The 7,973-nt window shown below is 58.9% G+C and carries 7 protein-coding genes and 1 tRNA gene; 3 read left to right on the forward strand and 5 right to left on the reverse strand.

Going from position 1 to position 7,973, the window contains the following annotated elements:
- Positions 1 to 210: 210 nt before the first annotated feature.
- The 3 genes from NW835_RS08545 to NW835_RS08555 form a co-directional block, all read right to left on the reverse strand.
- Positions 211 to 1,824: a DUF6930 domain-containing protein gene (locus NW835_RS08545; protein ID WP_414415054.1), complete on the reverse strand. Its 1,614-nt coding sequence runs from the start codon at positions 1,822 to 1,824 to the stop codon at positions 211 to 213.
- Between the two features lie 155 nt (positions 1,825 to 1,979).
- Positions 1,980 to 2,052: transfer RNA gene (locus tag NW835_RS08550), tRNA-Thr, on the reverse strand.
- A gap of 187 nt (positions 2,053 to 2,239) precedes the next feature.
- Positions 2,240 to 2,935 carry a TPM domain-containing protein gene (locus NW835_RS08555; protein WP_414365677.1) on the reverse strand — a complete coding sequence of 232 codons (696 nt, stop codon included), beginning with the start codon at positions 2,933 to 2,935 and terminating at the stop codon, positions 2,240 to 2,242.
- Between the two features lie 369 nt (positions 2,936 to 3,304).
- Here NW835_RS08555 and NW835_RS08560 point away from each other — a divergent pair, with 369 nt between their 5' ends.
- Both NW835_RS08560 and NW835_RS08565 read left to right on the forward strand, forming a co-directional pair.
- On the forward strand, positions 3,305 to 5,161 hold the full coding sequence (locus tag NW835_RS08560) for a S8 family serine peptidase (RefSeq protein ID WP_414365664.1): 1,857 nt from the start codon (positions 3,305 to 3,307) through the stop codon (positions 5,159 to 5,161).
- Positions 5,161 to 5,382 carry a hypothetical protein gene (locus tag NW835_RS08565; RefSeq protein WP_414365665.1) on the forward strand — a complete coding sequence of 74 codons (222 nt, stop codon included), beginning with the start codon at positions 5,161 to 5,163 and terminating at the stop codon, positions 5,380 to 5,382. Before NW835_RS08560 ends, NW835_RS08565 begins: the two co-directional genes overlap by 1 nt.
- A gap of 193 nt (positions 5,383 to 5,575) precedes the next feature.
- Here the strand turns inward: NW835_RS08565 and NW835_RS08570 are convergent, their stop codons facing one another.
- Positions 5,576 to 5,938, reverse strand: a complete 363-nt coding sequence (locus tag NW835_RS08570; RefSeq protein ID WP_414365666.1) for a pentapeptide repeat-containing protein — start codon at positions 5,936 to 5,938, stop codon at positions 5,576 to 5,578.
- Positions 5,939 to 6,444: 506 nt separating this feature from the next.
- Between NW835_RS08570 and NW835_RS08575 the strand changes: the two genes are divergently transcribed.
- A complete protein-coding gene (locus NW835_RS08575) occupies positions 6,445 to 7,551 on the forward strand; it encodes an ATP-dependent 6-phosphofructokinase (RefSeq protein ID WP_414365667.1) in 1,107 nt (368 codons plus the stop codon).
- 20 nt (positions 7,552 to 7,571) lie between these two features.
- Here the strand turns inward: NW835_RS08575 and NW835_RS08580 are convergent.
- Positions 7,572 to 7,973 (reverse strand): adenylate/guanylate cyclase domain-containing protein (locus NW835_RS08580; RefSeq protein WP_414415055.1); only part of this gene is annotated, 402 nt, incomplete at its 5' end.

Consider the following 7,973-nt stretch of genomic DNA (forward strand, 5'->3'; position numbering starts at 1 on the left):
GCGGATAGAGGTCTGACCTGCCTGATAAGCTGCCACGACTCTTTGCCGTAGATCCAAAGAATGGGTTGGCATCTCTTCCTGTCCTTCCTCTTGCAACCTGTACCCCACTTTAAACAGGCTGTAGTCAATGCTATTAAGCTCCAATCCCTGGATTGGCTTGTAGCCATGGGCTAGCCCAAGGACTTTTCGCGCAAGGATTTTTCAAGATCCTTAGGGAAAGTGCAACTGTCGGCTGATGCGCACCATCGGCCCCAGACCCAATCGCGTCGGGTTGAGCGCCTGCATCTCAAACAGGGCCAGAATGTGGCGCACCTGCAGCTCTGGCCAGTTGGAATTTATCCCCATCGCCACCACCAGGCCACAATAGCCGCCCGTCTCGCGGCAACGCCGTTCCCAGCGTTCGCGGGCTATCGAGTGAACAGGATCGTCTTCGGGAAATTCTCCGAACAGGTGCAGGTCGCGGTTGCCCGTTTGGACAATTTCCAAGGCGTAGCGGCTGCCAGCAAAGGGATCCACCCCTGTGTTAAAACAAACACCCTGGGGCCCGCCTTCGCCGCGCAGATTCTCGATCAACTGCTTTGCCTTGGAGCGGGAGGTGCGTACGATCACCACCGGCAGCCCTTCACCCCTTTGCACCAGCTTACTTTGGGGGAGAGGATGCCATTGCCCTGTGCGGCGCAGCGCCTCCACTGTGGTCCAGGGCAACACCCCCAGGCCGAGCTGCGCACCCTCAGGCACGAGATCATCTCGCAGCAAGGTTTGGGTGTGCTCTTCTTCGTCTCCTTCTAGCTCCAGAAGCTCTACAGCCAAGTCGGGCAGGGCGCGCACTTGCACCGAGAGGGTTTCCCCTGGTGCCTGTGGGTTGGGAATGCGATACCGACCCTGACAGGGTTGGAAATCCTCTTCCAGCTTGCGGTGGTACTGCTTCAAAAAACGATGCAAGGCCTCCAAAGCCACCGCCAAAGCCGCCGCCTCGTCTTCCTGCAAAACAACGCGCAGGCCCTCGAGAGGGTGGATGGTGCCGAAGTTCGGCTCGATTTCTTCGGGATCCAGATCAGCCAAGTCCAGGTCTGGCAGTTCGTTGAGTTCGAGATTGCGAGCTTGGAAGGTGAGATAGAGACAATCTTGCCTGAGGAAGGCTTCCTCCATCTCTTCGGGAGTATCTGGTTGGCCCGCGTCCTGGCGAAACCGTTTGAGGGAGTGCAGCGAGCGATAAAAAAGAACCCCGTACTCCATTCCCAGCCGCCCCATGACCGAGACGTAGAGGGTTTCAATGTCCCAGCGATTTAGCTCAATCGCCAAGATTTGGTGATCCTCCAGATAGTCCCAGGGGGCATCTTGCCAGAGGGTGAGGGCTTTGCCGGCCAGCAGCTTCGCGTAGTTCTCCGGCAGCGGAGGCGGGATCTGCTCACTGGCTTCTGCAAAACTCTGCAGGATCTCGTCGATCAGCGGCAATTCCGGCTGGCATTCCACTTTGATGTCCAGCTCGTGCAAAATGCCGCGCAGGAAAAACTGTACCTCCCGATCCCGCACAACGACCTTTTGCGGACGAGCCGGCAAGGCAGCATTGGGCCGCTCCATGGCCATGATCAAAGTTCGCACCATCGGCTCAAGGCCGGAGCCAGCAGGCACCACCTCCATAGCTCGCACCACGCCCTGAACGCCATCCACCCATAAAATGCACTCCCCCTCAGCCAAACCCGAGGAGCTCTGGGATCCCAGGGCTAGGGAGCCTGGTAGGCTGTGGCGATCCCCTTCCCATACCGAGGGCACCTGGGGCAGCTTTTGCAATCGACGAACTGTAGCGGCTGGCAGACCCGACATAGACCTCTAGAGAACACAAAGGAACAAACCGGCAGATACCCTGCGCGGGGATCCGCCTCTGAGGGGAGGGGGCAGGATCCCACTGAAGTCAATTTAACCAAACCGCCAGAGTCAAAGCTGAGTTCCTCTCCTGGGATAGCGGGGGCCGCCTGCAAAGCTGATGGTCAGACTCGAACTGACGACCGCTCGATTACAAGTCGAGTGCTCTACCAACTGAGCTACATCAGCAATCTAGCTCTATTGATTCTAGCATCCTCTCTTGGGAAGTTGCCCCCGTCGGAGCTCCCAGCGTTCTCGCCCTAGCCTCTGGCTTGCTGCGGGGGACAATAGGCGGAGGATTCTTTCTCGACCCGGAGGCTTACCCCCCTCCCAGAGGGAGAGGGGAATGGGGCTTGGCCTTAACTGGGCAGGACGGCTACTGCTGCTCCGCTGCCGGTCGGGCAATGGGGGCTAAGTAGATCACCAGGGCTCCTGCCAGAAAGCCCAGGATGTTGCGCACCAGCGGGAGCCAATCCTGGGTGCGGGTGATCACCGGGCCGATGCCGAAGGCCCCAAACAAAATGAACCACAAGGGAGAGATAAGCAAAGCCCAGCGCCAGTTAAACAGCTCCTCCGCGTGGCGGGGTTTGCCGGCAAACCCGAAGACGATCCCGCCTAAGATAGAGGTGAGCAGCGTTAGGATCCACTGCTCCTGCGGCAGCCCGGGCACCACACGGCAGCCCCCTTGGTGAAAACAGCGATCCAAAACGTCAACGGTTTCCAAAATGGCGCGCTGAGTGCCGTGCTCTCGCACGTAGAACTGGTTGCCGAAGCGAGATTGCAGCTCAATCCAAAAGGTACGCGGCAGGATCTCCCGCACTGCGTCTCCCACGTTAAAGGCCAGCAAGTTGCCTCCCCTGGGATCGGCCACCATCAAAACGCTGCGCTCGTTCAGGCCCCAGTACTCTTTCACTTGGCGGCCTGGGGTTTGGTCAAACTGGGTCAGCACCCGCAGCTTCCAGCCCGTTTCTTCCTCTAACCGGTTTAGATGCTCGGCCAGTTGCGCTTCCTGATTGCTGGTCAACTGATCCGCCAAATCCAAGACCGGCACCGGCGGCTGCGGCAACTCCATCTCCACCACTGGCAAAGCAGGCTGGGCCCAAATCGGGGATCCCCCACCTAGCCAAATCCACAGCCCCAAGCAAAAGCTTGCCCCGACGCGCAGTATCCGTTGCCATCCGATGCTCATGCTGATTCCTCTCTTGGCTTTGATGACGAGATACTGAGAAATGATGTTAAGAAGTATTTCAAGTTCTTACAGATCCATCATGCATCGGGACAAACCGTTTGGCCAGAGGGATTCCTTTTTCTGGGTTTCCTGAGTGGCCCCCGAAAAAGTTGGCAACAGGAACAGCCTCGTGGCGCAGCGTGCTGATTTTCTGGTCAATTGCCCATCCAGAGGGCATACTGGTGGCAACAATTTTGGATCCCGAGGGCGTGCATGATGAACTTCAGACGCTGGTTGGGTCTCTGCTGCGCTGGCCTGGCGGCACTGCTGGTGACGGCCTGCGGTAAGGGATCCACCCCCTACGACAGCATTGTGGTCAACTTTGTCAACACGGCCACTCCCACTGAGATTGCTGCTCTTGCCAAAGCCTACAATTTGCCGCTGCGACCCAGCAGCAACAGCGCTTTTGCCCGCCAGGAGGCTATTTACCTGTTTGATGTGAATGCGGAACATCCAGGAGCCACACGGCGGCTAATCCAACGGCTCTCGCGGGAAGCCCTGGTCGAGTATGCCCACCCCAATTACCAATTCCAGGCCGCTTTTGTGCCCAACGATCGCCTCTATCCCCAGCAATGGAACCTGCGAGCCATCCGCATGCCGGAAGCCTGGGACATCTCCCAAGGGGAAGGGGTAACGGTAGCCGTGGTGGACACTGGGGTGACACGGGTGCCGGATCTGGCCCAAACCGAATTTGTGAAGGGCTACGACTTCGTGGATGACGATGAGGATCCCACCGACCTCAACGGCCATGGCACCCATGTGGCGGGCACCATCGCCCAATCCACCAACAACACCCTAGGCGTGGCCGGGGTCGCCTTCAAGGCCAAGATCATGCCGGTGCGGGTGCTGGATGCCAATGGCTTTGGATCCCTGTCGGATGTGGTGGAAGGGATCCGCTATGCTGCTGACCACGGCGCCACAATCATCAACCTCAGCCTGGGTAGCCGTGCCTCTGCCCAACTGATGGAAGAGGCCGTAGCCTATGCCCACCGCAAAGGGGTGACGGTGATCGCAGCCGCCGGCAATGAAAACTCAAGCGAGGTGAGCTACCCGGCCCGCTACCCCCATGTCATCGCCGTCTCGGCTACCGGGCCCGATGGCAGCAAAGCCCCCTACTCCAACTATGGGGTTGGGGTAGATATCGCCGCTCCCGGCGGGGCCAAGACTCCCGAGCACCCTGAGTACGGCATTCTGCAGCAGACCATCAACCGCCGCAACCCCAACGAGCCCGTCTTTGCCTACTTCCAAGGCACCAGCATGGCCACTCCCCACGTGGCCGGCGTAGCAGCGCTGATCCAGGCTCAGGGCATCAAAGATCCGGATAAGGTGGAAGAAGTGCTGAAGATGTCGGCCACCCCGGTGCCCGGCGACAAGCAGAACTTCTACGGCGCCGGTCGTCTGGACGCAGCTAGGGCCCTGGCCCGAGCCACCGGTCAGCAAGAGGAGAACCCCCTAGTGCTGTGGCTGAAGGACTTCCTGCAATATCTGAACAACAACGGCTACCTCAACCCACGCTTCTGGTTTGATGGTGGCCCGATTGCCCTGGTGCCCAAGCTGCTGATGGTGGTGGGCGGCTACATCATCCTGGTGCTGATCCGCTGGTGGCTGGCTCCCAAGCCCATGCTGGCAACAGTACCCCTCCTGGGAGGGATCCTGCTGGGCAGCGCTGGTCTCTTCCCCCTGCAAGGGTTGGCCATTGTGGGTGCGCCCCGGTGGCCCTTCCAGGTGATGGGGAGCTCCCTGCCAGAGCTGGGCACCGCCTTGGCCCAAACCAATGCTTTGAACCCCTTGTTTGCCAGCGTGTTGATCCCCGGCCTGTTGATGGTGCTGTTCCTGGGCCATCGGCGCTGGCGTTGGGCGGTCGTCGGCCTCTCGATCGGTATGGCCTCCCATCTGCTCCTGTCCGGATCCCTGTTCTACGAGGGGGTACTATGGCTTGGCTCCTCTGCTTGGTTGGGGCGCTCCTTCTTGCTCCTCAATGGTTTGCTCTGCCTGGGCCTGGCCTATTTGGGAGCGCAAGCCATCTTGGATTCCCAGCCCAGCAGCACCGGTTTAGCGCTGAGGAAGTGATGCAAGAATACAGCGGTACCATCGAGTTCCTGGATATCGAAGGGGGGGTGTGGGTGCTGACGCTCCCTTCCGGCCAGCACTACGCCCTCTTCCGCGCCCCCAAAGAGCTCTTACAAGAGGGGTTGGAGGTCACCATCCAGGGACAGATCAAAGAAGATATGGTGACGGTGGCCCAGGTGGGGCCAGTCTTGGAGGTGAAGAGCTTCCGGACGCAGCCCTAGCCAATGCGACCCAGAGCAAATACCCCTGGGATCCCCCCTTGGGGATCCCTCTTTTTTAGAGAGCTTTCTGCGGCTCCAACGCAGCACCCACCTTGCTTGAAAGCTTGGGTGAACACCTCCCAAGACTCGTCACTGATGTGCTCTTGAGTCAACACAACTCACCAATACAGTGCGGGGCTTCCCGCCGATTAAGCTAAAACTCGAACAGTTGCATCCCCGCTGTTACCGGATCGAAACCGGCGGGGAAGCAGGTGTTGTGGTTGTACTGGGCTCCGCTTAAATTGGCTCCCTCCAAACAGGCTCCCTCCAGGTCGGCATAGCGCAGATCGGCACAGCGCAAGTCGGCATTGGCCAGATTGCTGCCGCGCAGGTTGGCATAGCGTAGGTTGGCCCCATGCAAGTCAGACCCGCGCAGGTCGGCCCGGCGCAGATCGACCCCCCGTAAGAAGGCGTACTCCAGACAAGATTGGGGAAAGTGACGCTCTCCCCGCTGGTAACGGCTGAGCAACTCTGTGGCCCCCCGCAGCGCACATTGGGCAATGGTTTGCGTCATCATGCTTCTCCCAACTCAGACCGGCTCCTTCAATATCTCCATCATCTCTACCATCATTCGCTTGAATGGGTTTTGATCAAGGTTACTTAACAAATGATTTTAATTTTGGTTTTTCGGCAGATGGTTCCCCCTAAGTCTTGCCTACAAGATCTATCCTCAGAGATAGCGAAAACCTTTCCAAACCTAGCTTTGCAAGGCAACATTTCTTAATTCTTTGTTGTGAAGGATGCTTAACAACTCCTCTTGTCCGCGGAGTCGCTCCCCAACTGCAAACTCTGCTCAGCATCTTGGCCCACAGGTCTGGACATACTCTTTGGGATCCTGTAATCCAGCCGTCGCCTCCCCTTCTCTGCGGTTGGTCAAGTACCCCATGGCCACAGCCTGCTAGGGCCTCGGAACCACTGTAAGCAAACCGCACAGCATCCGCTTGCAGGAGTGAAGTCTAGTCGGCTTGAAACTGTGGAGCGGGGCAGTCGATATCTTTGTTCAAGCTGTTATCCTGGAGCACCATGCCAAAACGTAAGCGAATTGGGATCCTCACCAGCGGTGGCGATTGTGGCGGCCTCAATGCCGTTATCCGAGCAGTGGTGCGGCGGGCCCGCGACTATGACATGGATGTTTACGGCATCAAAAACGCGACCGCAGGTCTGATGGCGCGACCGGTGGAAGCAGAGCTGCTGGATGTGAAGCGGGTTTCCGGCATTTTGCGCTATGGCGGCACCATCCTGGGTACTGTGAACAGGGGCAACCCCTTCGCCTATCCCATGCCGGATGGCAGCTTGGTGGATCGCTCGGCAGAGGTGATCACGGGTTACCACCGGCTGGGGTTGGATGCTCTGATCGGAGTGGGGGGAGATGGCAGCCTGGCCATTCTCCGGCAGCTAGCCTTGCAGGGGGATTGGAACTTCGTCGGGATCCCTAAGACCATCGACAACGATGTCGGTGCCACCGAGTATTCCGTGGGGTTCAACACGGCGTTGAGTGTGGCCGTGCAGGCTTTGGATCAGCTCACCTACACCGCCATCAGCCACAGCCGCGTCATGGTCATGGAGGTGATGGGTCGGGATGCCGGTCACATCGCCCTCAGTGCTGGCATTGCCGGGGGGGCCCACGTAATCCTGATCCCGGAGATCCCCTACAAGCTGGAAAATGTCTGCAAAAGGATCCTCGACCGCAAAGAGCGGGGCAACAATTTCAGCATTGTGGTGGTGGCGGAGGCCGTTCGCACTGAGTCGGGAGAACCGGTGACCTACACCAATAGCCTGGGGCAGTCTCTCTACGGCGGCATTGGCTATTACATAGGCAACGAGATTGCGCTGCGCACCGGTATCGAGACGCGGGTGATGGTTTTGGGCCATCTGCAGCGGGGGGGCACTCCTTCTCCTCTGGATCGCCTGCTGGGGGCAGCTTTTGGGGTGGCGGCTGTGGACTTGATTGCTCAGGGCAAGTACGACCGCATGGTGGCCTGGCAAAATCGGCGCGTGGTGGATGTGCCCCTGGCAGAGGCCATCGCCCAGTACCGACGGGTGGAAGTGGATGGGGCTCTAGTTGCCACGGCCATTGGTCTCAACACCTATGTGGGCGAGGTGGATCCCCAGCTTCTGCGCACGTTTTAGAGCTTCTGCGCACGTTTTAGTTAGAGTTCGAGAACCGCTTGCAGAGAGCGGACATCGCAGTAGTACACCTGGTGCGGGTGGGTATACCCCTTGAGCTGCACCGCCTGCTGGGAAAAACAGGCGGCTACCTGCCTTAGTTGTTTGGCCAAGCAAGCGTAGGTGTCTTGGCTGATGGCCAGGTCAGTGTTGAGGGTGCGGGTGGCACTCTCGATGCGAAAGGCCAAATTAACCGTATCGCCCAGGGCGGTGTATTCCTGGCGGGTGTTGTTGCCCACCTGTCGCACAATGGCTGAGCCGGTGTTGACACCCGCCCCCAAGCGCAGGGGAGAAGGCAGGGGAAACTCGCCGTTCAGTTGTTCGGTCATCTGGAACAGCTTCACCAGAGCCTGCAAGACCGACTTCACATCGAGATCAATCTCCGC

The organism is Synechococcus sp. OH2, assembly GCF_047462155.1.
GTDB lineage: Bacteria > Cyanobacteriota > Cyanobacteriia > Thermostichales > Thermostichaceae > Thermostichus.